We start from the raw sequence: 23,848 nt of genomic DNA, 5'->3' as shown, positions 1-23,848 counted from the left end.
GCGGGCGCTGGAGAGGGCTGGACGGGCCGGGCAGGTCGCGGGGAGTCGAGCGGGCCCGGACGGCGACGCCGCCTCCTGTCGAGTCCGCGGAAGTGGGCGGAGTCGCGCGCGAGTACTGCGACTTGAGGGGGCTCGCGGGGTGAGCGAGCTCCCGAGAGCCGGTGAGGCACGTGATCAGGCCACGGCGGGCGCTGGAGACGCTGAAAAGGGACGGACCGGTCGGCCGGGCCCCGGAGAGCCCGCGGGCCCGGACGGTGACGCCGCCTCCTGCCGAGTCCGCGGAGGTGGGCGGAGTCGCGCGCGAGTACCGCGAGTTCTGCGGGCTCGCGGAGTGAACGGGCTCGCGGAGGGGTGGAGGGGGCTGGAGTGCCGGCCAGGCGTCGGATGGGCCGGCTGGGTCCGGACAGAGGGCAAGCCGGGCCCCCGCCGGGCACCGCGCAGTCCCCGGATGCGGAAGAGCGCACCGCGGCCGGGGCCGGGGTGCGCTCTTCCGCAGCGTGCGAGGACGCGATCAGACGATCGCGGGGGCCTTCTGCAGCTTGTGGCGGGCCAGGACGACCGCGCCGACCACGGGGGTGCCGGCGGTCTCGATCCAGTGCACGTCGGCGGCGGCCTGGGGCGAGTCGACCTTGCCCTCGATCAGGACGAGGACGGCGCCGTCGGCCACGCCGCGGAAGGTCGGCGACTGCTCGGTCGCGCCGAGGGTGCCGGTGACGATCAGGACGATGTCGTAGACCTTCTCGAGCTCCTCGACCAGCGCGCGGAGGGCGTCGGTCGGCATCGGCGTACCGGCCTGGGCGCCGCCCGCGGGGAGCAGGTCGACGCGGTCGGTCGAGCGCTTGATGATCGCGTCGTCGAGCGAGGCGGCTCCGGCGAGCACCTCGCGCAGGCCCGGGCGTCCGCCCGAGGCGGAAGCGAGAGCCGAGCCCTCGGCGGTGCCGTCCACGATCACGACGGACGAGCCGAGCACGGCCAGCGCCTTGGCGAGCAGCACCGCGCTGGCGGTGTGCGGGGTCTTCTCGGACGCCGGGGCGATCGCGAAGGAGGAGTACGAGCGGGTGCGCGCGATGGCGGAGAGCTCGAACGCCACGGCCGAGTAGCGGGCCGGGATCTCGGTCGAGTTCAGCATCTCGTCGAGCTTGGTGGCCTTGACCGGGACGATGCCCAGCAGCGGCCGGTCGATCGCGGAGCGGACGTCGTCGCCGCTGCGGAGGCGGCGGTCGAGGGCGGTCATCACGATCGCCACTCCCACGCCGACCACGGCGCCGCCGAGGATGCCGAGCGCGAGCAGGACGAGGATGCCACCGGTGACCGGCAGCTCCGGCGGGAGCGCCTGGCTGAGCACCTGGAGCTGGATCTGCGGGACGGCGACGCCGTTCGTGGTGGTCGCCGGATCGGCGCCCTTCACGGCCGCGTCGAGCTGGGCGGCGACCGCGTTGGCGATGACCGCGGCCTGCTCGGGCGAGGGGTCGGTGGCCGAGATCGTGATGACCACGGACTCCGGCTCGGCGAGGACGGTCACGCGCTTGGCGAATTCCTCGATGGGCTCGTCGATGCCGAGGCCGTCGATGACGCCCTGCAGGACGGTGTCCGAGGTGCCGAGGGCGACGGAGGTGACCGTGGCCTGGGAGGCGGCGCTGTTGGCCGCGACCCGGTCCGCGGTCGAGAGGACTCCGGACGAGGAGACCGCGACGTACACGCGTGCGTCCGCCTTGTACTGCGGGAGGAGGACGGCGTTGAGTACCAGGGCCGCCACGGCGCCGAGCAGAGCGAAGGCGACGATGTAGACCCACCTCCGGCCGATGCCGGCGAACAGTCCGTTCAAGGTCATGGTGTGTGGTGTCCCTTTCGTCGACTGCACCGGAGTGCAGGGGGTCTGACTGTAGCGTCGTGATGTGTCGTCCGCGTTGCGCGGACCCGGCCGCGAGGTTTCGCGCGGGAGCGGTGGATCAGAGGTGGGCCTGCAGGAAGGCGAGGATCGCCTTCTTGTTGTTCGGGGTGTTGTTCTGGAGCCCGTGGTGGCCGGAGCCGTCCACGCCGACCTCGGACGCCACTCCGGCGTCCTGCAGGGCGACCTGCATCGCGTCGGCCTGCTCGACCGGGACGAGCTCGTCCTCGGAGGTCAGCCAGATCTGCGGGGCGTCCGTGGAGTCGACCGAGGTGATCGGCGACGCGGGGATGCTCTGCGGGCAGGTCGTCGAGTCGATCTCGTCGCAGTCCAGGTAGGAGAGGATCTGCTCCTTCGCCTCGGGCACCGGCGTGCCCAGCGACATCCCGGTCTCGGTCATGTCGGCGACCGCCGAGAAGGCGACGACCGTCTTGACCCGCGAGCCCTCGGTGAGGGAGCCCTCGCCGAGCGTGCCCATGGTCGCTCCGATGATCGCTCCGGCGGAGCTGCCCATCACGCCGATGCGGGCGGGGTCGAGGCCGAAGCGCGTGACCTGCGCGGGCTCGCGCAGCCACTCCACGGCGGCCTGCGCGTCCTCGATCTGGCCGGGGTACCGGCTGTCCTGGAGGAGACGGTAGTCGACGGAGACCGAGACGAAGCCGCGCTCGGCGTAGTACTCGCAGAGCTCGGTCATCCCGCCCTCGTCGCGGGCACCGTCGACGAACCCTCCGCCGTGCAGCATCAGCAGCGCGGGGCGGTCGGTGCCGCCCGCGGTGGGGAGGCAGGCGTCGGCCTTCAGCGAGACGCCGTCGACCGAGCGGTACTCGATCGCCTTCTCCGTCGTGAAGCCGTCGGGCGTGCGGACGGGCTCGGGCTGCGAGGAGCAGCCGGCCAGCCCGAGGGCGACGGCCACGACGGCCGCCAGGACTCCGGCTCTGCGTGCTCGTGTCGTCTTCACTCGTGGGACTCCGCTCTCTTCTTCTCGTAACTGGGGGAGGTGCCGGGCTCATCGGCCGGGACCGCGACGGGATCGGAGACGACTCCGGGGCCGCGCGCAGGGACGGGCACGGGCTTGCGCCGCTTGCCGGGGCCGCCGAGGGCGGCCGGGGGGACGTAGATCCACTTGACCTTCGAGAGGTAGCGGGTCACGAAGAGCGAGAGGACGACCGCGAGCACCATCACGACCAGCAGCAGCGGCACCTCGAAGCCGCCGATCTCGGAGCGGTCCTCGGGGAGGATCACCCGCAGGATCGTGATGGCGATCACGATGAAGTAGAGGTGCAGCAGGTAGATGTGCAGGCTGCGCTCGCCGCAGATCGTGAAGAAGTTCAGGAATCGCACTCGGGAGAGGGCCCGCGACACGAGGATGCCCATCGCGACGGCGGCCATCTGGCCGGCGAGGGCGAGGAACGGCACCCAGCGGATCGGGAAGAGGAAGAGCACCGCGCTCAGCACGACGAAGACCGGAGTGACGTAGAGGAACGCGCGGCTCCCCTTCTGCTCGACGAAGTCGATGATCCTCTTCGAGTAGAGCGTGCCCACCAGGAAGAAGACGAACAGGGCGCCGATGCGGTTCCAGCCCACGTTGGTCGTGTTGAGGAGACCGGTGGTGAACATCGTCCCCATCACCGCGGCGAGGGCGACCTGCACGCGGTGGTCGACCTTGCGCAGGAGCCACGCGCCGAGCGTGAAGAGGACGAGGCCGTAGATGAACCAGTAGCTGCTGCTGGGCCAGAAGAACAGCAGGAGCAGGTTGAGCGGGTCGGTCGCGGGGAGCTCGCCGAGTCCGCCGTTCGCGAGCGGCACGACCAGGTAGAAGGCCATGCGGATCACGGACCAGACCACGTAGAGCCAGAGCAGCGGGTACAGCCTGCGGCGCCAGAGGTCGCCGAAGCTCCAGGTGCGGATGCGCGAGCCGAAGAGACCGGACACCAGGAAGAAGAGGGGCATCGGGAACAGCTCGAACACGACCTTGATGCGGCCGAGAGTGTTCTCGACCCCGATGTCACCGAGGTACAACGACGTGTGGTAGTACACGACCATCAGGATGGCGGCACCCTTGGCGAAATCCACCCATTCGCGTCGGGCCCCGCCCGCAGGCTTCAGCAGCTTCATTCTCTCCCCCTTGTGCCCGGTCGTACCGCTCGTGAATTCCATCCGAGGTGAACAAGGCTCAGAGAAGGACGCAGGCTCGGTCGCAGAATGCGACCGAGGATCAAGACTAAGGGTGTATCGTCCGCGCCGCACATTCGACGGAATAGTGACGAGGACTCGATTGCCGGAAAGCGCACTCCGGCCTCTCCGCGCACCTGGGAGACGACGGTCACCGGCGTCCGTTCCCGGCGCTCATCGCCGCTCGGTAGAGCGCGGGCGCCGCGGCGGCGAGCCCGAAGAGGACGGAGCGCTTGAGGTCGCGCCGGCGCACGAGCGCGACCAGGTGCCGGAGTCCCGCCTCGTCGTGCGCGGCCCGCCAGAGCCGGTCCGCCTCCTCGGGACTGTGCGCGCCCGAGGTGGCGTCCTTGAAGCGGGAGAGCAGGGAGAAGCGCGCGCGGTAGTAGGAGTAGTCCTGCGAGTCGAGGATGCGCGGGTCGAGCCCGCGGGCCGTCCGCTCGATCACGGCGGCGAGCCCGGCGAGCGAGTCGGCGCGCTTCGCGCCCGAGCGGATGATCGAGCCGGAGCGGAGGCGGTACTCGTAGACGGAGTCGGGGACGACGACGACCTCGTCGGCCGCGGCGAGCAGCTGCGCGACCTGCGCCTGGTCCGAGTGCTGGCGGATCCGCGTGAACTCGATGCCGTCGAACAGCTCGCGGCGGAACAGCTTGTTCCAGAGGTGCCCGGTCAGCTCCCCGACCAGGAGCGCGGTGAAGGCGCCCCGGCCCGAGAGCGCGAGCGGGCCGCGCAGGGAGCCGACGGGCGTGGATCCGGTGGCGTCGACCGTGACCGCCTGGGCGACCACCACGTCGGCGCGGCCCGCCTCCCCCGCCGAGAGCATGGCCTCGACCGCGGTCTCCGGCCACTCGTCGTCGGCGTCGACCAGCCAGACCCATTCGCCGGCGGCCTCGCCGACGGCGCGCTCGCGAGCGGCGGCGACGCCCTGGTTCTCGTCCTGGCGGAGGTAGCGGATCCGCTCGTGCTCCTCGGCGAACGCGCGGCCGATCGCCTCCGTCCCGTCGGTCGAGGCGTCGTCGACCACGAGGATCTCGAGCTCGGCGTGGGTCTGCCGCAGCAGGCGCTCCAGGGCGGAGGCGAGGTGCGCCTCCTCCTGGTGCGCCGGGACCACCACCGAGACGAGGGTCACTTCTGCCCCACGACCCGGCGGAGCACCGTCTCGAGGTCGCGGCCGCTGGACTCCAGCGAGAAGCGGTCGAGCCAGCGGTCGATGCCGGTGATCTCGAGCTCGCTCGCGCGGATCAGCGCGTCGGCGAGGTCGGAGGCGGAGGGGGTGAGCGCGAGCTCGCCGGTCAGGCCGGGGACGATCGCGTCCGCGACTCCGAGCGCCCCGGACACGGCGACCGAGGGGACGCCGGCGGCGGCCGCCTCGACCAGCACGTTGCCGAAGCCCTCGCGCAGCGACGGGAGCAGCACGACGGCGTTCTCGTCGAAGTGGTGGAACCAGTCCTCGACCCAGCCCATGTCCTGGAAGTCCACGCCGCGCGCGGTCGCCTCCGCCTTCATGCTGCCGAGCAGCGGGCCGCCCCCGAAGGAGACGACCTTCGCGGGGATGCCGCGGCGCTCCAGCTCCTCGGCCGCGAGGATCGCGAGCTCGGGGCGCTTCTGGACGACGAGGCGGCAGGGCAGCACGATCTGCAGGCCCGCCGCGGTGCCGGGGGTGCGCGAGACCTGGCGCGAGCGGTCGACCTTGGCGGTCGCCGGGTTCGGCACGACGGTGCAGCGCTCGCCCGAGACGCCGAAGCCGGCGACGAGCTCGCCCGCGACGGGGTGCGAGATCGCGATGACGTGGTCGGCGCGGCGGTAGAGCGTCTTGGCGAGCCCGAGCTGCACCTTCTGGGTCCTCGAGAAGCCCGGGATGCCGAGCGAGACGAGGTTGCGCTCGCTCACGATGGTCTTCGGGCGGTCCGCCTTCGCGGTCATCTCGGCCGAGGCCAGGAGCACGATGTTCGGGTAGCCCTGCAGGGCGACCGCGACGTCGGGGGTGCGGCGGCGGAACAGCTCCTTGAGCATCCGCGCCTTGCCGACGTGGCCCTTGCCCTCGCCGATGCGGTGCAGCACCGCGCCCTCGGGGAGGTACTCGTCGGTGCCCTTCACCGAGGTGGTGACGACGTCGACGTGGTGGCCCTGCTCGAGGAGCCAGCCCATCCACGTGCGGGCGACGAACTCGGCCCCGCCGCCGTGCAGCGACGTGACGACGAACATGATCCGCATGCGCGGTCCCTTCTCCTGCGCCGCGCTCATCGCACGACCTCCGCGCCGAGGCCGCGGGTGTTGAGCGCCGAGAGGCGGCGCACCTCGGGCATGGCCGCGTCGATGGTGGCGCGCACGCCGCCGTCGCCCGGCTCCGCGAGGATGCGGTCGATCACCGGGAGGACGCGGTCGGCGAAGCCGGGGACCGGCTCGACGCACAGCTGCGGCAGGCCGATGAGGCGCATGATGCCCTCGACCTTGCCCTGGGTGGCGAGGGTGATCGCGGGGACGCCGAGCGAGAGCGACATGATCGCGAGGTGCATGCGGCCGGTGACGGTCAGCAGGGCGTCCTCGGCGAGGCCGCGGATCTCGGCGGGCATGAGCACGCGGTCGACGACGGTGACGCCCTCGGATCCGACGCGCTCGGCGACCGCGCGAACGGCCACCTTGTCGTCGCCGATGGGGCGGGAGACGTGCGGGAGGAGCACGACATGCACGCCGGCGGCGCGGAGGCGGTCGACGATGCGCTCGTACTCCGGCACCTGGTCGACCATGCCGGCGACGAGGGCGCTCGCGTTCACGAGAGCGAAGGGGACGCCCTCGGGCAGCCCCAGCCCCTCGCGGAAGCTGCGGTCGCGGGTGCGCGCCGAGAAGACGATGTCCGTGACCTCCTCGACGCGCTGCACGCCGATGCTCCGGGCGCGCTCCGCCGAGAGCGGATCGCGGAGCATCGGGACGACGCCGGCGCGGGAGGCGGCGATCAGGGAGCGGCGGGCGGCGAGGCGGGCCGCCGCGTTCCAGGAGAAGCCGAGGATGCGCGTGGGCACCCCTGCCTCGGCGGCCGCCTGCGCGAGCAGGGAGCGGCGGACCGAGCCGCGGAGGCTGTACTTGCCGTCCATCATGTCGGCGCCGACGACCGAGACCGAGCGGGCGCGGCGGATCAGCGCGGCGTAGGCGCGGAGGTCGGCGGCGTGCGCGTCGCCCACTCCGTAGACCAGGTGCGGGAGCTCGACGACCTCGACCCGGTCGGCCTGCTCCTCGGGGATCACGACGTCGCCGGCGTAGCGCTGGACGACCACGACGGGACCGGTGGTGTTCTCGAGGAACGCCTCCAGCATCGCCTGGTCGCCGATGTTGCCGCTGCCGGGAGCGGCGATCACGAGGTGCGACTCGGGCTCGGGTCGGAGGTCCGCGAGGGCGGCGCGGAGCACCGCCGCGTCGCGGCGGGCGGGCAGGCGGGTCGTCGTGACGAAGTCCTTCTTCCAGGACTTGACGACGCCGAGCTTGAGTTTCATCGATCTCTTTCGGTGGGGGGGACGGCGGCGGGAGGCCGCTCGGAGTCGGGGGTGCCGGCCGTGACGGCTCCGTCGACCAGCGCGCTGTCGCCGGTGGGGCTGGTGGCGTCGACCGTGGCCGGGGCGGGAGCGGCGGCCGGGCGGCTGCGGCGGAAGTGGCGGCGCAGGTCGGCGAGGCCGAGGATCTGGCGGCGGAACGCGGGGAGGATCAGCATCCAGAGCCCGACCCCGACCAGGACGGCGGCACCGCCCACGAGGAGGCGGAGGACGGGCTGGTCGGCGGCGATCCAGACGGTGGAGAAGAAGGAGCCCACCGTGATCGAGCCGAACGCGATGCCGCTGCGGAGGCCGTTGGTGAACATCTCGCGGGCGGGGGCGTCGGAGGTGCGGCCGATCCAGATCAGCGCGATCGGCCAGGTGAGGGCGAGCGAGCCGGCGTACGCGACCGCGACGCCCGTCACTCCCCAGTTGGAGCCGAGCAGGATCAGGACGACCATCAGCGGGCGGGTCGCCAGGCTGTACCAGACGCTCTGGCGCACGAGGCCCTTGGAGAGGAACACCCACCAGGAGCAGTACGCCGTGGCCTGGAAGAACCCGGCCACGAGCAGGATCTGGAAGATCGGGACCGAGGCGAGCCAGCGCTCCCCCAGCAGGATCCGGATGACCGAGTCGGACTGGGAGCCCAGGACGGCGAGCACGAGGCCCATCACCGTCAGCATCGCCGACTGGCCGAAGAGGATGAACGTGCGGAACCGCTCGCGCTCGTCCTGCAGCTTGGAGAGCACGGGCAGGGCGACGCGCTGAGCCGGGGCGTTCAGCTGCTGCAGCGGCAGCATCATCAGCTGGAACGCGCGGTTGTAGAGGCCCAGGTCGACCGGGCCGAAGCGCGCGCCGATGATGACGGAGTCGACGTTCTTGCTCGCGTAGGTCAGCGCCTGGGTCGCGAAGACGCCGCCTCCGTAGCGGAGGAAGTGGCCCATCGCCTCGCCGCGGCGGTAGCGGCCGGGACGCCAGCCCGTGATGAAGACCAGCATCAGCACGCCGATGAGCGGCTGCACGACCTGGCTCGCGGCCAGCGCCCAGTAGCCGGCGCCGCCGAGCGCCATCAGCACGCCGACCACGAGGCCCAGCACCTGGCCGACGATGTCGACCAGGGTGAGCTTCACGAAGCGGAGGTGCCGGGCGAGGTCGGCGCGGAACTGCGTCGAGATCCCGTTGAGGAGGAACGTCGAGGAGAGCACGACGGTCAGCAGCTGGAGCCGGTCGTCGCCGTAGAGGGCGGCGATCGGCCACGAGGCCGCGATGACCAGCAGGGTGAGGGTGAGGCCGATGCCCGCGTTCATCCAGAACAGGTTGCTCTTCTGGCCCGGCGTGATCTCCTTCGCCTGGATGGCGGCGGAGGAGAGGCCGAAGTCGCGGAAGATCTCGCCGATGCCGATGATCGCCGTGACCATCGCGAGCAGGCCGTAGTCGGCCGGCGCGAGCAGGCGCGCGAGGACGACGATGCTGCCCAGCTGGACGGCGATGCGGATCGCCTGCCCGCCGATCGTGACGGCGGCGCCGCGGCTCGCGGAGCGGCCGAGGCTCGGAGACGGCTTCTGCGTGGTCCCGGTCATCGGGTCGAGCCCTTCTTGGTGGCGATCGCGCCCTCGTAGGCCTTCTTGAGCTGGAGTCCGAGCACGTCCCAGTCGCGACCGGAGAGGGCGGGGAGCCCCTCCGGCGGACGGGTGCGCGTGCGCTCGAGGGCGGAGGTGATCAGCTCGGGCGTGAGATCGCCGTCGTACTCGATCACCCAGTCGCTGCCGACCTCCTCGGCCAGGGCCGTGTTGGTGGGCGTGCACGGCACCAGGATCGGCCGGCCGAGCGAGAGGGCGACCAGGATCGAGCCGGAGTTGTGCATCTCGCGGTAGGGCAGGACGATCAGCTCGGCCCGGCCGATCTCGTCGACCATCTCGGCGTCGTCGACCCGGCGGAGCGTGGTGCGCACCCGGGTGTCGCGGGCGGCCCGCTCCTCGACCAGCTCGCGCTGGCCCGTGCTGGGGCTGCCGACCACGTGCAGGGAGAGGGAGTCGTCCTCCACGCCGCGGAAGACGTCCATCAGCTCGACGACGCCCTTGTAGGGGCGGATGATGCCGAAGTAGAGGACGCGGCCGTGCTCGCGCTCGGGCAGCGGGTGCTGCGCGAACTGGTCGCGGTAGTGGCCGTGCAGCACCGTGACGGCGGGCGCCCGGCCGGGAGTGACGGTCGTGGGGTTCAGGCGGACGAACAGGTCGGTCGCGCGGTCGATCCGGGCCAGAGAGCGGCGCTCGGCGGCGGGACCGAGCTCGTGCGGGTGCAGGTTGTGCACCGTGCGCACGAGCGGGATGCGCTGGAGCGCGAGGCGCACCAGCAGCACGTCGAGAGCGCGGCGGCGCAGGAAGCGGTGCAGCGGGCTGCGGCCGCGGATCATCAGCTCGGGCCAGTGCACGTGCAGCACGTCGTAGTCGGCGAGCAGGGCGCTGCGCCAGGAGAAGAACAGCAGCTCGACGCCGGGCGCCAGGCCGTCGACGATCGAGTCGACGTACTGCGTCGTCGAGTCCGGCGGCGCGAGCGACTGCTGGACGACGAGCGCGGCCGGCGACGAGTCGTTCCTGCGGGAGCGGCGGCTCACCGGTCGCCCCGCATCCCGACGGCCATCGGCGCGTCGAAGATCCGCGCCCCGAGGGGCTGGCGCATCCGGATGCCCTTCGAGAAGTCGGGGACGTGCACCGGGTTCAGGCAGATGATGACGAGGAATCCCAGGAGCAGGTGGCTGGGGCGGACCGCGTCGATGGCGTTGTAGCCGGCGAGGCAGACCATGAAGCCGAGCAGGCCCGCCGCAGGACCGACGTCGCGACGGCTGAGCGTGGCGCCGAACATCGCGGCCACCATGATCACGAAGAGCAGCAGGCCGGGGATGCCGACGCTGATCAGCAGCTGCAGGAACGAGTTCTCGATGACGACGTCCGAGAACCGCCTGCCGCTGATGCCGGACGTCGCCGCTCCGGAGCCGAGCCAGTGCGTGAGCTCGGCCGCCTTCAGCGACACGGTCACCGCGAGGTCGCGGGCGCCGGCCGAGATGGAGGCGTCGAGGTTGTTGTTGCGGGCGGTGACGGGCTCGAAGTTCAGGACTCCGACACCCGCGACGAGCCCGGCGATCAGGATCGAGCCGGGCCGGAGCAGCGAGCGGTTCGGGTTGAGGAAGCCCACGGCGACGAGCGCGACGATGACCGCGACGGCGATGGCCGCCATCGGTCCGCGCGAGACGGTCGCGACGACGCCGCCCGAGGCCAGGATGCCCAGCAGCAGGTCCGACTTGCGGGAGCCCTGGAGCCAGGAGCCGAACGCGAGACCGGCGCCCACCGTGAGGAAGGTGCCGGCGAGCAGCGGGTGGCCGAAGGTGATCTCGGCGCGGTAGAGCGACCAGTGCTGGTCCTGCTCGTAGCCGAGGGCGCCGTAGACGGCACCGAGGATCGGGGAGCTCTGCGCGACCAGCTCGAGGGCGGCGTAGAGGGCGAGCAGCCCGGAGAGGATCACCCACGTCTTGCGCAGCAGCACGGCCTCGCGCTGGGCGTCGAAGACGAGCATCGGCACGCCCACGCAGATCGCGAAGCTGAACAGCCATGAGACGCCCTCGCTCGCGAAGGAGCTGCGCACCGTCGCGACGGCCGACCAGAGCATGAGGGCGATGAACGCGAGGATCACCACGGCCCGCCACGGGGAGAGCACGAGCTCGCGGGTCCACGCCTTGACGGGGGCGCGCCACAGCTCGGGAGCGAGCCCGCGCCGGATCGCCCAGATCACGAGGATGACGGCCCAGAGCGTCATGCGGAACGTCAGGGTCGAGGGGGTGAGCGGCGTCGGGACGAGCGCGAAGAACGCGAGCGCCATCGCCGGCAGCCAGTGCGCGGGGACCCGCAGCAGCACGTAGGCGCCGACGATGCCGCCGACTCCGGCGGCGATCACCAGGAGGCCGGTGGCCGGCTCCCGGGTCGAGAAGATGTACCCCATCCCGAGGACGATCACCAGGGCGACCGAGAAGAGCGCGCCGACGAGGAGTCGTCGCGGGAGGATGTCGATCACGTCAGGGAGTCCTTCTGGCGTCGGAGCGGAGTGGTGGAGGAGGGGGCGGGTGGCTCGGCGCGCACGGGAGTGGTCCCGTCGGCCTCGATGAGGATCGCGATGCCCTCGCGAGCCGCCTCTCGGCGGCTGGGACGCCTGCGATGCCGTGCCCTCCTCCTCCACTGCTCGACCCTGGCGCCGACCCCCGGGGAGGAGGGGTCGCGTCGGTCCTGCCGCGGATCAGGCGGGGCCCTCCTGGAGCCAGCGGCGGAAGGTCCCGACCGAGTCCTTGTTGGTGAAGTCCGGGACGACATGGCCGCCCTCGTAGCCGGCGCTGTTGTGGTAGGCGATCGTCGCCTCCTTGGCGACGGGGAGCGCGAGGCGGCGGAGGCGTCCGCCGTGGAGCTCCGCGGGAGCGAGCTGGTCGGCCGTGCCGGCGCTGACGCGCAGACGAATGCCCCTCCACGCGTCCTGCGGCAGACGGGCGGGATTGGTCGCGCGCATCAGCGCCCGGTCTCCGCCGTACACCGCGAGGACGCGGTTCGACTCGCTGTCGTCGCGCGCCGCGAGGTCCTCGACGTCGAAGACGCTGCTGGCGTGGTAGGCCCCGTAGATGTTCGGCACCATCTTCTTCGCGTAGGCCCAGCACATCATCGCGCCGCCGCCGGAGTTCGAGCGGAGGAAGCTCCCGCGGACGTTCCAGAGGCTCTGCACCCAGGCTGTGGCGGCCGTCTGCACGGCGAGCGCCGTGGGGTTGGTGTAGTTGCTCGGGCCGCCGAAGTCCGGGCAGATGCTGACGAAGCCCAGGTCGACGAGCGGATCGGCCGAGTAGAAGTAGGCCTTGTCGAGGGCCCTGAAGCTGCTGCCGCTGGCGTGGTAGAACCAGGCGACCGGCACCGAGGAGCCTGATTTCGGCTTCGCCGAGTGCGGGACGAAGAGGCGGGTGGAGTCGCCGCCGATCTTCACATCGATGATCTCGTAGGGCTTGTTGCCGCTCTTCGAGAACTTGGTGTCGAGGCGCGAGACCTCGCCCGGGAGCCTCGGGATCACGCTGTAGTTCGGCGCGGCGAGCGCCGGGGTCGCTACGAGAGCGGAGGCGGTCGCGGCGGCTCCGACAGCGGAGGCGGCGAGCAGGAGGCGGCGCGAGAGGCCGCGCGGGGTGTCAGTCATATCGAGAATCCTTCGGAGCTTTCGCCATCAGTGTCGAGTCGGCCGACCATTCCGAATTCGACGCACATGAAGTGACGTCCGGCCCCCCAACCCATTCGAGAGTGTACGGGCCGCGGATGACGCGTGGATGTCGTTCTCATCACGTCTGGTCGCTCGGGCGGGGATCAGCGGGAGGAGGGGAAGAGTCGGCGGGAGAGGCTCGAGGACTTCTCGGCCGTCTCGTGCACCACGAAGGGCACGGCGGAATCGGCGGAGACGACCCGCCTCGCCGCGGCGAGTTCGAGCGTCTCGCGGGAGAGGCCCTCGATGTCGACGGTGACCGCGAGGCCGGAGTCGGCCAGGCGCGTGGCGATCTGCACCTGGTGGTCGTCGACGTGCTCGCCGAACGAGGCGCGGCGCGGGACCAGGATCGGCACCCGGCCCTGCTCGATGGCGCTGAGCGCGGTGCCCACTCCCCCGTGCGCGATGACGACGTCGGCCGCCTTCATCGCGGCGTTGAGCTCGTCGTGCGGCACGGAGTGGCGGCCGTCGATCCCGAGCCCGGAGACGTCGTTCGCTCCGGTCTGCCAGAGCACCTCCACGCCCTCGAGCAGCGGCGCGAGCGCGGCGAAGAAGCGGGGGAACGGGTAGCCGTCCTGCGTGCCGACCGAGACCACGGCGCGGCGGATCGGCTGCGGGACGACGTCCTCGACGCGGTAGGTGTCGAAGATCGAGCCGCCGAAGCTCCAGCGGTCGTCGGCCCAGGAGCGGTACTGGGTGTAGGTCGAGACGGCGGGGACCCGGGCGAGGATCCGACCGGTCATCGACGGGCCGAGCACGCGGGCGGCGCTCTCGATGTAGTGCGCGGGGATGCCGCGCGAGGCCGCGAGCGGCAGGAAGGAGAGGGCGGGGCTGGCGCCGGTGCTGAAGACGGCGTCGAAGGACCCGCGGGCCAGCAGGGAGCGGCCGATCATCGCGTTGCGGAGCACCGGCACCACGGCGCGGGGCGGCGGATCGGCGAGGTGGGTCACGCGCCGGTCGGCGAGGAGGGTGCGGCTGAGGGCGCTGTCGACGGTCGCCCAGTGCTGCTCCTCCGGGTCGACTCCGAGGAGCCCCGAGAGGGCGAACATCTCCTTGAGATGCCCGCCGCCGGAGCAGACGAAGAGATACGAAGCCATACGCGCCTTCACTGGTGATGATCGGGATAACAGGCGTGTGGATGATCGATCGTCCGCCGAGAACGACCCCCCGGTCCCTGGTGCAGAAGTCGCCCGATCATAGCAGGGAGGGTCTCCGAGGGGCACTTCTCTGAGAGAACTGTTCACCTCGCCGGAAAGCGATAGGGGCTCATTCGACAGTCGATATCCGCTCACTTCTCCGGAGGGTGGAAAGCGATATCCGCTCGACTCGGGGATGACCGGGAACGCCCATCGAGCGCTTGATACCGGACTGGCCGATTCCCGTCGATCACCTGCACCGCACGGGCCGCGCGCGTAGCGTCGGACCACCGGCGCAGAGGCCGGTCGACCCAGGAGGAGCGCCATGAGCGACAACGAGCAGAACAGCCCCGTGATGGACGGAGCCGAGGACGCCAGCAACGACGAGAAGCTCGGCGGCCTGATCGACCAGGTCGAGCACGACCACGGAGCCGAGGGCGCCGGCGCGATGGCCGACGCGCTCCGCGACCGTGCCGACGAGACCGACACCGAGATCACCGAGGAGTCGGACGCGACCGGCCCGGTCGAGGACAGCGGCACCGCCCAGGTGTGAGCGACGGGGCCCGGAGGACGACTCCGGGCCCCGATCCCGGATCGCCGGGGTGAGCGAGCAGCCCGGAAGCGCCGGTGGAGCCTCCGGATCGCTCGCGAGAGCGGCCTGGTGAGCGCCGCCCGACCCCCAAAGCCCTGTTTGACGGTGCTGGAGCCGCCGGACACCATGGCCGCATGTCCTCTCTCGACGAGCTGCGCGCCACCGCGCACCCGATCCGCCTCCGCCTGCTGTCCCTGGTGACGGGAGCGGCGATGAGCGCCGCGGAGGCCGCCCGCGAGCTGCAGCTGTCGCAGGCGACGGCGAGCTACCACTTCCGCGTGCTGGAGCGCGCCGGGCTCGTGGCCGTCGTCGAGACCGTGCGCCTGCGGGGCGGCGAGGCGAAGAGGTACCGGCACGAGGCCTCCGGAAGGCCCTTCGACGTGACCGCGTCAGTGGACGCCGGGCCGGAGGAGGAGCGGGACCTGCACCTCGAGGCCCTGATCGAGGAGCTCCGGCGGCGCTCGTCGAGCCGGGCGGACGGTCCTCAGCTCTCGACGGACGCGGAGCTCTGGGTCGACCCCGAGGTCTGGCGGCGGGTGGTGCGGCACGTCGGGGAGGCGTCCGCGCTGCTGCACGCGGCGGCCCGGCCGCCGAGGACGCCCGGTACCGCACCGGTGTCGATGACGACCGCGATGTTCCCGCTCCGCCGGCCGTGACCCGCGACGGGCGCGGGCCGCTGGCGCACGGTCCTCTCGCGCACGGCCCCTTCCGCTGGCTCCTCGCCGCCCGCACGACCGGGGTCCTCGGCAACGCCGTCGCTCCGATCGCCCTGGCCTTCGCCGTGCTGGACCTGACGGGCTCGCCGACGGACCTCGGACTCGTCGTCGCCGCGCGCTCCCTCGCCAACGTGGCCGTCCTGCTGCTCGGCGGCGTCCTCGCCGACCGGCTCCCCCGCTCCGTGATCCTCGTCGGCACCTCGCTCGCGGCGGCAGCCACTCAGGCCGCGGTCGCCGTGATGGTGATCACGGGGACGGCGACCGTCGCGGCCCTGGTCGTGCTCAGCGTGCTCAACGGCGCCGTCGCGGCGATGAGCCTGCCCGCCGCGGCCGCCCTCGTCCCCGAGACGGTGCCGGTCGGCGAGCTCCGCCCGGCGAACGCCCTGCTCCGCCTGGGCCTGAACGGCGGGAGCATCGTCGGCGCCTCGGCCGGGGCCGCGCTCGTCGCACTGGTGGGTCCCGGGTGGGGGCTGGCGGTCGACGCCGCGGGCTTCGCCCTGGCCGCGGTCCTCTACTCCCGTGTGCGGCTGCCGCGGACGGTCCGCTCGGGCCCGGGCGCCTCCGTCCTCGCCGACCTCCGCGAGGGGTGGCGGGAGTTCACGAGCCGGCGCTGGGTGTGGATCGTCGTGGCGCAGTTCACCGCCGTCAACGCCGCGTTCGTCGGCGCGACCACGGTCCTCGGCCCGGTCGTCGCCGACCGGTCCTTCGGCCGAGCGGCGTGGGGCCTCGTGATCGCCGCACAGACCGTCGGTCTGGTGATCGGGGCCCTGATCGCGCTGCGCTGGCGGCCCCGCCGTGCGCTGGGGGCGGGCGTCGCTCTCATGGCGGTGACGGCTGTCCCCGTCGCCGCCCTCGGGATCCTCCCGGCGCTCCCCGCCCTCCTCCTCGCCTTCGCCCTCGGCGGAGTCGCGCTCGAGATCTTCGCCATCGCCTGGGACCAGACGCTGCAGACCCACGTCCCCCGCGAGGCGCTCGCCCGGGTCTACTCCTACGACATGGTCGGCTCCTTCCTCGCCGTGCCGCTCGGGGAGGCGCTCGTGGGCCCGCTCGCCGACCTCGTCGGGCTCGACCGCACCCTGCTCGGCTGCGCCGCGCTCGTCCTCGTCGCCTCGCTCCTCGCGGCCTCCAGCAGGAGCGTCCGCGGGGTGGGCACGGACCGTCCGCGGCCGCAGACGCTCTAGCGCGTCACGGGAGGCGCGGGTGCGGGGACGACCGGTCGGAGGTGCCGGAGGATCGCGGCCGCGACCGACCCGGGGGCCTCGCGCTGCACGAAGTGGCCGACGCCGTCGAGCTCGATCAGCTCCCGGCCTGCGGAGAAGTACCGGCCGTTCGCCCGTGCGAGGGCGGGCGTCTCGCAGCCGTCGGCCGTCCCGAGAAGGAAGGTCGTCGGCGCGTCGATGCGCGGCCAGGCGTCGAGGGCCTCCTGCGCGGCGCGGTACACGGCCCGGCCGGGCGCCTCCCCGGCGCCGTGCCGGTAGTAGTCGACGACCGTGTCGGCGAAGCCGCTGGTCGCCGTCGCCGCGAGGACCTCCTCCAGGGCCTCCGGCGGGAGGGAGCCCGGAGGCGACCACTCCCGCCAGGCCCAACGGACGAGCTGCGCCGGGTCGCCCCGGAACGCCTCCGCTCCCGCGGCCGTGCAGAGCCAGTAGCGATACCAGGCCGCGGCGGCGTCGTCGAGGACCTCGCCGCCGCTCAGCTCGCTCGACGGTCCGTACGCGGTGGCGAGGGTGACCAGTGCGCCGACCCGCTCGGGCGCGAGCGCCGCGACGGCGTGAGCGGTCCGCGCTCCCCAGTCGTGGCCGACGAGCACGACAGGCCCGAGGTCGAGCGCCTCGAGGAGATCGAGCAGGTCGGTGGCCAGCGCGGCCACCTGCCCGGACCGCGCCCCGGGGTCGACGACACGGGTCCGCCCGCCCCCGCGCAGGAAGGGGCGCACCACCCGGAGCCCGGGGGGAAGCAGCTCCAGGACGCCGTCCCAGGTGGCGGGGACGTCGGGGAAGCCGTGCACGAGCACGAGCGGAGTGCCGTCCACCGGTCCCTCGTCGAGGTAGTGGACGTCGGTGAAGCGCGTGGACAGGACGCGCGCACCCGTCCCCTCCTGCTCCGGCCCGTCCGAACGGGAGTGCCGCGACCCGCTCACGGGCGGTAGAGGGAGTCGACGGGGACCTCGCGGCTCGAGCCGTCCCGGGTGGTGATCGTGACCTGGTCCCTTCCCGGAGGTGTGCGGACGGAGTGCGCTCCCGCGTCAGTCGGCGAAGATCGCGCCGACCGGCTCGCGCTTCTCGGCCTGGAAGCGGTCCTCGGCGCGGCCGAGAGCCCAGTAGGCCGAGAGCGAGAGCGCCCGGCGCTCCACGCCCCACTCGTCCTGCAGGAGGGCGCGCAGCTGCTTCATCGCCGTGCGCTCGCCGTGCGCGAAGACCTCGAGCACGCCCTCGAGCCTCGGCTCGGCCCGCACGGCCACGACCAGCGCCCGGCCGGCCTCGAGACCGCCGCGGTGCAGCCAGCGCACCTCCACTCCGGCCGGAGCGGGAAGATCGAGCTCGTCGGCGGCCGAGTCCACCTCGATCAGGACGAGGCCGCGGGCGTGCGCGGGCATCCCTTCGAGGGCGGAGGCGATCGCCGGCAGAGCGGAGTCGTCGCCGAGCAGCAGGTGCACGACCTCGGGGTCGGCGCTCGGCGACCAGGCGCCGCCGGGCGCGGAGAGCGCGATCCGGTCACCGGGAGTCGCGGCGAGCGCCCACGGTCCCGCCACCCCTTCGTCGCCGTGCACGACGAAGTCGACGGCGATCGAGCGCCGCTCGAGGTCGACCGAGCGGACGGTGTAGGTGCGGCGCACGGGCAGCTGCTCGGGGGCGACGCTCGCCCGGAGCGCGTCGAGGTCGAAGGGCGGCTGGAGGTCGGAGCCGCGCGGCGGGAGCAGGAGCTTCACGTAGCGGTCGGTCGCGGCGAGGCGCTCGGGGTCGGACTCGGTGAGGAACGCGTCGAGCCCGTCGCCGCCGAGGTGCACGCGGACGAGGTGGCCGGTGAGGCGCTCGGTCCGCAGCACGGTGAGCACGTGCTGGCTGCGGGCACGGCGCGGGCGGTCGGGGGACGGGGCGGCGTCGGTCATCCGTCCAGCATGCCCGGTCGTGCTCGGTGCGGGCCGAGTGCAGGCCGCTCGCGGGCGGGCGGGCGTCGAGGGGTCACGATCGGTCGCTTCGGGAGGGCGGAAGGAGCCGTTCGTGACGCATCGGAGCAGGCCGGGACGTCGCGGCGGCGCCGAGCGCGAGGCGGCGGCGCGGGCGCGCGTGCGGACGAGCGGGCGTCGAAGGGTCACGAACGGTCGCTTCGGGAGGACGGAAGGAGCCGTTCGTGACGCATCGGAGCAGGCCGGGGCGAGGCCGGGGCATCGCGGCGGGGATCCGCGCGAGGCGGCGGCGCGGGTGGGCGCTGATCCGTCGCTCACGGCCCGCGGAGGAGCGCAGGACGGGCCGTTCGCGACGGATCGGCGCGGGCCGGGCGCGACTGGGCGCCGCATGCGGAGCGAGCGCGGGCCTGCCGGAGGGCGCCGGGCGTCGATCCGTCACGAACGGCCCGTGCGGGAGGACGGAACGGGCCGTTAGCGACGGATCGGAGCGGGCGGCCGGAGGCCGGGCCGACGGAGCGGAGCGGACAGCAGCGCACGTCGGCGGAGCGGGCGGCGCCGCGGCCGGTCAGCGACGGGTGGGAGCGGGCCGCCGGAGGCCCGGACCGACGGAGCGGAGCGGACAGCAGCGCACGTCGGCGGAGCGGGCGGCGCCGCGGCCGCCCGTGGGCGGGGCGGGCGGCGCCGCGGCCGGTCGGCCCGGCGGACGGCCGGTGGCGCGAGGTGCGCTCGCGCGGGGCGCGGCGGCGGGGGCGCGCCTACTCTCGCGGGATGACTGCGACGGCTCCGCGACTCCGGCACGACCGACTGGTCGCCCCCGACGTGCTGCGCGGAGTGGCGGTGGCGGCCATGCTCGTCGCGCACGCGATGCCGCTCGTGCCGAGCGCGCGCACGGGGGTCGTCGGGTTCCTGGCGTGGAACGTCAACGATCTCGCGTCGCCGCTGTTCGCGCTGGTGATGGGGATGTCGGCGGCCCTGGTGCTCGCGCGGCCCGGTGCCTCCCCCGGGCGGGTGCTGCTGCGGAACGCGATCCGCGGCGCGGTGCTCGTGGCGCTCGGCGTCTGGCTCGAGACCTGGGGCAGCTGGATCGCGATCGTGCTGCAGTACCTCGGCGTCGTGCTCGTGCTCGGCACGCCGCTGCTGCTCCTCCGCTCCCGGACGATCGCCGCGCTGGCCGCCGTGCTCGCGCTCGCCGCCGGGCCCGCGAACGCCGCGGTCGCCGCCGCCGCATCCGGCTCTCCGCTCGCCCTCTGGCTCTTCACCGGGCCGAGCTACCGCGCGACCAACCTGCTCCCCTTCTTCCTCCTCGGAGCCCTGCTGCTGCGGCACGGCGCGCAGCGCGACCGGCTGCTGCCGGCGCTCGCGGCGGTCGCGGTCGTCGCGTACCCGGTGCGGCCGCTGGTCGCGCTCCTGCTCGGCGTGGAGTCGCCCTCCGGCAGCCTCCCGGACACCCTGCACGACCTCGGGCTCGTGCTCCTGGCCTACGTCGCGGTGGTGCTGTCGACCACGTCGCGCTCCCCCGCTGTCCAGCGGCTGCTGGTGCCGCTCCGGGCGATCGGCACGCTCGCGCTCTCGGTCTACGTGCTGCAGGTGGCTCTCGTCGCAGCGCTCGCGCGGGCGGGCCTCGGCTACTCCGCCGACACTCCGCTCGCCGCTCTCGCCCTCGTGCTCGGTTTGTGCACGGCCGCCGTGCTGTGGTGGCGGTTCCTCGGTGCCGGCCCCGTCGAGCGGCTGACGGCGCGGCTCACCGGGCTCGTGCCGCGCTGAGCCGCCCGGCGGCCCGGACGAAGCCCGCGGCGAGGACCTGAATCCGCGGCGAGGACCTGAGCCCGCTGCGGCCCGCGGCGAGCTCGCCTGAGCTCTCAAGGTCCGCGGCGACCCCGGCTGATCCCTCAGAGCCCGGCAGCCCGCGCACGAGCGCAGGCCGCCGGGCGTCCCCTCCCTCAGCGCGCGAGCGCCGACGCCTCCTTCGCGAGGGCCGGGCCGTGCGCCGCGAGCACCAGGTCGCGCACCGCGGTGGCCGGGAGCGACGCGGCTCCGGCCGGCAGCAGGTCCGCGTCCGAGGCCAGCACGAGCGGGGTGTCGGCCGATGAGGACGGCAGCCTCCCGTGCGTGCCGCGCACGAGCGACGCGTCCAGGGGCACCAGGTTCATCGCGTAGCGCAGCCCCAGCGCCTTCTTGGCAAGGTTGCCCGCCGCCTTCGCCTTCACCAGCGGGTCGGCCGGATCGAAGAAGAGCTCGGCCGGGTCGTAGCCGGGCTTGCGGTGGATGTCGACGCCGCGGGCGAAGTCGGGCGCGCGGTCGTCGTCGAGCCAGTAGTAGTAGGTGAACCACGCCCCCGGCCGGGCGACCACGACGAACTCCCCCGAGCGCTCGTGGTCGAGGCCGTAGCGGGCCTGCGCCTCCCGGTCGAGCACCTCGTCGACGCCGTCGAGCCCCTCGAGGATCGAGCGCACCCGCGGCAGGTCCGCCGCGTCCTGCACGTAGACGTGGGCGACCTGATGGTCGGCGACGGCGAACGCGCGCGACGTCCACGGGTCCAGCTGCTCGCGGCCGTCCTGCACGTAGACCTCGAGCAGGCCCTCGCGGCGGAGCGCCCGGTTCACGTCGACCGGGGTGTCGGCGTCGGCGATCCCGTACTCGGCGACCACGATCACCGACGCGCCCAGCGCCTCCGCGTCGTCGAGCAGCGGAGCGAGCACCACGTCGAGCTCCGACGCGGCCCGGCGCGCCTCGGGCGAGTCCGGTCCGAAGCGCTGGAGGTCGTAGTCGAGGTGCGGCAGGTACGCCGTGGTCAGCTCGGGCGGGCCGGAGCCGTCGCCCGCCAGCACATGCCGGGTCGCGTCGACCATCCACTGGGTCGAGCGGAGCGACGCGGTCGGCCCCCAGTACTGGAACAGCGGGAAGGCGCCGAAGCGCGAGACCAGCTCGTCGTGCAGCGCCGGCGGGCGCACGTACGCGTCCGGCGACTTGCGGCCGTCGGCGTGGTAGATCGGGCGCGGAGTGACGGTGACGTCGGTCGTCGCCCCCATCGCGTACCACCAGCCGATGTTGGCCGCGCGGTAAGGCTCCCCGCTCAGCCGGCGTGCGGTCTCCCAGACCTTCTCCCCCGTGACCAGGCGGTTGTGCTGGCGCCACAGGTGCACCTCGCCGAGGTCGCGGAAGTACCAGCCGTTGCCGACGATCCCGTGCTGCGCGGGCATCGAGCCGGTGAGCATGGTCGACTGCACGCTGCAGGTGACCGCGGGCAGGACCGTGTCCAGCGGCAGGCGCCCGCCCCCGCGGGCCAGCCGCGAGAGGCGGGGCATGTCGGCGAGCGCCGTCGAGGTCAGCCCGACCACGTCGAGCAGCAGCACGGGCCTCACAGCGCCGCCGCCTGCGGGAGGAGGGGCGCCAGCAGCGCCTCTCGGGAGGCGGGCGTGAGCAGGTGCGCGGCCGCCCAGGCGAGCTCGGCGCCGATGCCCGTCGAGAGGTCGCTCGGGGCGTCGGCGAGCACCGACCAGGTGTAGGTCTCGACGTCGAGGTGGATCTCGTCGTACGGCCAGGCGGCGTCGACCGCCGAGACCGCCTCCGCCAGGACGGCCGTGGTCGCCGAGAGCGGCGCCTCCGGCCGGTGGTGCAGCGGCACGTGGAAGTGCACGCGCCACGGGCCGGTGCCGGGGAGCGTGTCCAGCGCCTCAGGCAGGTCGTCGACGCGGAGCACTCCGTCGATCCCGTTCTCGCGGGTCTGGTGCAGGTAGCGCTTCTCGACGAACGGGGTGAGCGCGGCGCGGCCCGAGGGGTCCTCCAGGTGGAGCGCGGCCGAGGCCTGCACCTTGACCACGCGCAGGCCCGCGTCGCGGATGCGGCGGACGGCCGAGACCGGGTCGGCGAAGGAGACGGCGAGGTGGCAGGTGTCGAGGCACACGCCCACGTACGCCGGGTCGACCACTCCGATCCGCGGCTGCAGCCAGTCGACGACGTCGTCCACGGTGTCGAGGATGCAGCCGGGCTCGGGCTCGATCGCCAGGCGGATCGCGTGGCCCGTGGAGCGGCGCAGGTCGCGCAGCTCCTCGACGAGCCGGGCGAGGTTCCGGCAGGCGGCCTCGTCCTGCTCCCGCCCCCAGCCCTCGCGCCAGCCCAGCGGCAGCGTCGAGATGCTGCCGTCGGCGCCGGCGGGCAGCAGGTCGGCCAGGATCCGCGCGCAGTCGATCGTGTACTGCAGGCGCTCCGGCGTGGTCCAGTCGGGGCGGTAGACGTCGAGCTTCACGACCTCGGCGTGGAACGCGGCGTACGGGAACGCGTTGAGCGTGCGCACCTCCAGGCCGTTGCGCTGCAGGGCCGCGCGGAGGACGGCGCGGTCCTCGGCGCTGGCGACCAGGCGGGCCGCGAGGTCGCGCGGGATCCACAGGCCGACTCCGACCAGGGCGAGCCCGGCGGCCACGCGCGCGGGTCCGGCGTAGACGTCGAGCTGGCGGACGACTCCGGCCAGGTCCTCGGCGGGATGGACGTTGGTGCAGTAGGAGAGGTGCATCACACGACCTCCGCCACGCGCGGCGCGCCCCGGAGCACGGAGTTGCCCTCGAAGGTGCGGCCGGCCGACTCCTGCACGTCGAAGCCCGCGACGGGCGAGAGGTCCAGGCGTCCGCTCTGCCCGTAGAACTCGACCGGGTTCTGCCAGAGCAGCCGGTCGACGTCGCCCGCGCTGAAGCCGGCGACGAGGAGGAGGCGGCCGGTCTTCGCGGTCGTGAGCGGGTCGGAGCGGCCCCAGTCGGCGGCGGAGTTGACCAGCACGCGGTCCAGCCCGATCCGCTCGACCAGCGTCACCAGGCGGGTCTCGTCCATCTTCGTGTCGGGGTAGATGGAGAAGCCCATCCAGCAGCCGGAGTCGCGGACCGCGTCGACGGTGACCTCGTTGAGGTGGTCGACGAGGACCCGCCCGGGCTCGAGCCCCGAGTCGGCGACGACCTCGAGGGTGCGGCGGGTGCCCGACTCCTTGTCGCGGTGCGGGGTGTGCACCATCGCGGGGAGGCCGTGCTCGCCGGCGAGCTCGAGCTGCTGGCGGAAGACCTGGTCCTCCTCGGGGGTGAGCGAGTCGTAGCCGGTCTCGCCGACCGCGACGACGCCGTCCTTGGCGAGGTAGCGGTCGAGCTCGGGCAGGACGGCCCGGCAGCGCGGGTCGTTCGCCTCCTTCGGGTTGAGCCCGATGGTGCAGTGGTGGCGGATGCCGAACTGCGCGGCGCGGAAGCGCTCCCAGCCGATCAGGGCATCGAAGTAGTCCGTGAACGAGCCGACGTTCGTGCGCGGCTGGCCGAGCCAGAAGGAGGGTTCGACGACCGCGCGGACGCCGGCGTCGAACATCGCCTGGTAGTCGTCGGTGGTGCGGGAGGTCATGTGGATGTGCGGGTCGAAGATGCGCATCGTCGCGCCTTTCTCATCGGTGGTG

Annotated in this window: 20 protein-coding genes; 4 read left to right on the top strand and 16 right to left on the bottom strand. The window is 73.2% G+C overall.

What is annotated here, in order from left to right:
* Positions 1-511: 511 nt before the first annotated feature.
* From C5C55_RS08165 to C5C55_RS16550, 11 genes are all read right to left on the bottom strand, one after another.
* Positions 512-1,831 carry a Wzz/FepE/Etk N-terminal domain-containing protein gene (locus C5C55_RS08165; protein WP_104233544.1) on the bottom strand — a complete coding sequence of 440 codons (1,320 nt, stop codon included), beginning with the start codon at positions 1,829-1,831 and terminating at the stop codon, positions 512-514.
* A gap of 118 nt (positions 1,832-1,949) precedes the next feature.
* Positions 1,950-2,846: an alpha/beta hydrolase gene (locus C5C55_RS08160; protein WP_104247646.1), complete on the bottom strand. Its 897-nt coding sequence runs from the start codon at positions 2,844-2,846 to the stop codon at positions 1,950-1,952.
* A complete protein-coding gene (locus tag C5C55_RS08155; protein WP_181027202.1) occupies positions 2,843-4,003 on the bottom strand; it encodes an acyltransferase family protein in 1,161 nt (386 codons plus the stop codon). Before C5C55_RS08155 ends, C5C55_RS08160 begins: the two co-directional genes overlap by 4 nt.
* A gap of 208 nt (positions 4,004-4,211) precedes the next feature.
* Complete coding sequence (locus tag C5C55_RS16555; RefSeq protein WP_104297679.1) at positions 4,212-5,186, bottom strand: glycosyltransferase family 2 protein; 975 nt, start codon at positions 5,184-5,186, stop codon at positions 4,212-4,214.
* On the bottom strand, positions 5,183-6,271 hold the full coding sequence (locus C5C55_RS08145) for a glycosyltransferase (protein ID WP_181067812.1): 1,089 nt from the start codon (positions 6,269-6,271) through the stop codon (positions 5,183-5,185). Before C5C55_RS08145 ends, C5C55_RS16555 begins: the two co-directional genes overlap by 4 nt.
* A gap of 26 nt (positions 6,272-6,297) precedes the next feature.
* Positions 6,298-7,545, bottom strand: coding sequence for a polysaccharide pyruvyl transferase family protein (locus tag C5C55_RS08140; RefSeq protein ID WP_104233543.1), 1,248 nt, complete (start codon positions 7,543-7,545; stop codon positions 6,298-6,300).
* Positions 7,542-9,161, bottom strand: a complete 1,620-nt coding sequence (locus C5C55_RS16950; RefSeq protein ID WP_104233542.1) for a lipopolysaccharide biosynthesis protein — start codon at positions 9,159-9,161, stop codon at positions 7,542-7,544. Before C5C55_RS16950 ends, C5C55_RS08140 begins: the two co-directional genes overlap by 4 nt.
* A complete protein-coding gene (locus C5C55_RS08130) occupies positions 9,158-10,195 on the bottom strand; it encodes a glycosyltransferase (RefSeq protein WP_104233541.1) in 1,038 nt (345 codons plus the stop codon). Before C5C55_RS08130 ends, C5C55_RS16950 begins: the two co-directional genes overlap by 4 nt.
* Complete coding sequence (locus C5C55_RS08125) at positions 10,192-11,646, bottom strand: O-antigen ligase (RefSeq protein WP_104233540.1); 1,455 nt, start codon at positions 11,644-11,646, stop codon at positions 10,192-10,194. The genes C5C55_RS08130 and C5C55_RS08125 overlap by 4 nt, the downstream gene beginning before the upstream one ends.
* A gap of 219 nt (positions 11,647-11,865) precedes the next feature.
* Positions 11,866-12,795 (bottom strand): S9 family peptidase, encoded by a 930-nt coding sequence (locus C5C55_RS08120; RefSeq protein ID WP_104233539.1) that lies wholly within the window; start codon positions 12,793-12,795, stop codon positions 11,866-11,868.
* A gap of 164 nt (positions 12,796-12,959) precedes the next feature.
* The gene (locus C5C55_RS16550) at positions 12,960-13,952 is read right to left on the bottom strand and encodes a glycosyltransferase (protein WP_104324895.1); all 993 of its coding nucleotides are present in this window, start codon (positions 13,950-13,952) and stop codon (positions 12,960-12,962) included.
* A gap of 364 nt (positions 13,953-14,316) precedes the next feature.
* On the opposite strand from C5C55_RS16550, the gene C5C55_RS16545 reads away from it, so the two are divergent.
* From C5C55_RS16545 to C5C55_RS08105, 3 genes are all read left to right on the top strand, one after another.
* Positions 14,317-14,544 carry a hypothetical protein gene (locus C5C55_RS16545; RefSeq protein WP_104296016.1) on the top strand — a complete coding sequence of 76 codons (228 nt, stop codon included), beginning with the start codon at positions 14,317-14,319 and terminating at the stop codon, positions 14,542-14,544.
* A gap of 173 nt (positions 14,545-14,717) precedes the next feature.
* Positions 14,718-15,239, top strand: a complete 522-nt coding sequence (locus C5C55_RS08110; protein ID WP_104222473.1) for a helix-turn-helix domain-containing protein — start codon at positions 14,718-14,720, stop codon at positions 15,237-15,239.
* Positions 15,236-16,480: an MFS transporter gene (locus tag C5C55_RS08105; RefSeq protein WP_258065101.1), complete on the top strand. Its 1,245-nt coding sequence runs from the start codon at positions 15,236-15,238 to the stop codon at positions 16,478-16,480. The genes C5C55_RS08110 and C5C55_RS08105 overlap by 4 nt, the downstream gene beginning before the upstream one ends.
* On the opposite strand, the gene C5C55_RS08100 is transcribed toward C5C55_RS08105, so the two are convergent.
* Entirely contained in the window at positions 16,477-17,439 is a 963-nt protein-coding gene (locus C5C55_RS08100; protein ID WP_104233537.1) for an alpha/beta fold hydrolase, read from the bottom strand. The two genes, C5C55_RS08105 and C5C55_RS08100, sit on opposite strands and share 4 nt — an antisense overlap.
* Before the next feature lie 105 nt (positions 17,440-17,544).
* Positions 17,545-18,408, bottom strand: coding sequence for a siderophore-interacting protein (locus tag C5C55_RS08095; protein ID WP_104233536.1), 864 nt, complete (start codon positions 18,406-18,408; stop codon positions 17,545-17,547).
* A gap of 786 nt (positions 18,409-19,194) precedes the next feature.
* Between C5C55_RS08095 and C5C55_RS08090 the strand changes: the two genes are divergently transcribed.
* A complete protein-coding gene (locus C5C55_RS08090; RefSeq protein WP_104233535.1) occupies positions 19,195-20,190 on the top strand; it encodes a DUF418 domain-containing protein in 996 nt (331 codons plus the stop codon).
* Between the two features lie 176 nt (positions 20,191-20,366).
* Here C5C55_RS08090 and C5C55_RS08085 read toward each other — a convergent pair whose 3' ends face one another.
* The 3 genes from C5C55_RS08085 to C5C55_RS08075 are packed head-to-tail and all read right to left on the bottom strand — an operon-like array spanning position 20,367 to position 23,823.
* Positions 20,367-21,788, bottom strand: a complete 1,422-nt coding sequence (locus C5C55_RS08085) for an alkaline phosphatase family protein (RefSeq protein ID WP_104233534.1) — start codon at positions 21,786-21,788, stop codon at positions 20,367-20,369.
* The gene (gene eboE, locus C5C55_RS08080) at positions 21,785-22,936 is read right to left on the bottom strand and encodes a metabolite traffic protein EboE (protein ID WP_104233590.1); all 1,152 of its coding nucleotides are present in this window, start codon (positions 22,934-22,936) and stop codon (positions 21,785-21,787) included. Before eboE ends, C5C55_RS08085 begins: the two co-directional genes overlap by 4 nt.
* Positions 22,936-23,823 carry a TatD family hydrolase gene (locus C5C55_RS08075; RefSeq protein ID WP_104222466.1) on the bottom strand — a complete coding sequence of 296 codons (888 nt, stop codon included), beginning with the start codon at positions 23,821-23,823 and terminating at the stop codon, positions 22,936-22,938. The genes eboE and C5C55_RS08075 overlap by 1 nt, the downstream gene beginning before the upstream one ends.
* Positions 23,824-23,848 lie beyond the last annotated feature (25 nt).

The organism is Rathayibacter sp. AY1C2, from assembly GCF_002931195.1.
In the GTDB taxonomy this organism is placed as follows: domain Bacteria; phylum Actinomycetota; class Actinomycetes; order Actinomycetales; family Microbacteriaceae; genus Rathayibacter.
This window is presented reverse-complemented; position numbering and strand designations above follow the sequence as displayed.